Genomic DNA, 765 nt, shown 5'->3' on the forward strand with positions numbered 1-765 from the left:
CCCGTCTCGCTCATGGCCTGGGCGATCTCCTTGAGCGTCTCGTGGTCCAGCCCGTCCTCGTGGAATTCGTCGCCGCACATGCGCAGGCCCACGCAGAAGTCGCGCCCCACCTCCTCGCGCACGGCAGTGAGCACCTCGATGCCGAAGCGCATGCGGTTGGCCAGCGAGCCGCCGTACTCGTCCGTGCGGAAGTTGCTGCGCGGGCTCCAGAACTGGTCGATCAGGTGCTGGTGGGCCGCGGAGATCTCGATGCCGTCCATGCCCGAGGCCTTCACGCGGCGCGCGGCCTTGGTGAAGTCCTTGACGATGCGGCGGATCTCCTCGATCTCTATCGTCTTGGCGTTGCCGCGGTGCACGGGCTCGCGCACGCCCGAGGGGCTCACCAGGTGCGGCCAGTCAAAGCCGTGCCAGGCGTTGCGCCGGCCCATGTGCGTGGCCTGGATCATGATCTTGGCGCCATGCTTGTGCATGGTCTCGGCCAGCTTGGAGAGCCCCTCCATCGTCTCGTCGCGCGAGAGGTTGACGGAGCTCCACCAGTCGCTTGGGCTGTCCTTGGCCACGGGGCTGGAGCCGCCGCAGATGGCCAGGCCCACGCCGCCGCGGGCCTTCTCCTCGTAGTAGCGGATGTAGCGTTCCCCGGGCATGCCGTTGTCGGCATAGACCTCCGCGTGGGCCGTGCTCACGATCCGGTTGCGGATCTTCAGCTGGTTGAGCTGAATGGGTTCGAAGAGGTGCGGGTAGCGCATGTCGGTACGGCGGTGTGGG

At 67.5% G+C, this 765-nt stretch carries 1 protein-coding gene; it reads right to left on the minus strand.

What is annotated here, in order from left to right; translation table 11 throughout:
- The coding region (locus SM757_RS34975) for an oxidoreductase (protein WP_456062124.1) at window positions 1-746 on the minus strand (746 nt) is incomplete at its 3' end.
- Window positions 747-765 lie beyond the last annotated feature (19 nt).

The sequence above is a fragment of the Azohydromonas lata genome (assembly GCF_034427735.1).
Lineage (GTDB): Bacteria > Pseudomonadota > Gammaproteobacteria > Burkholderiales > Burkholderiaceae_C > Azohydromonas > Azohydromonas lata.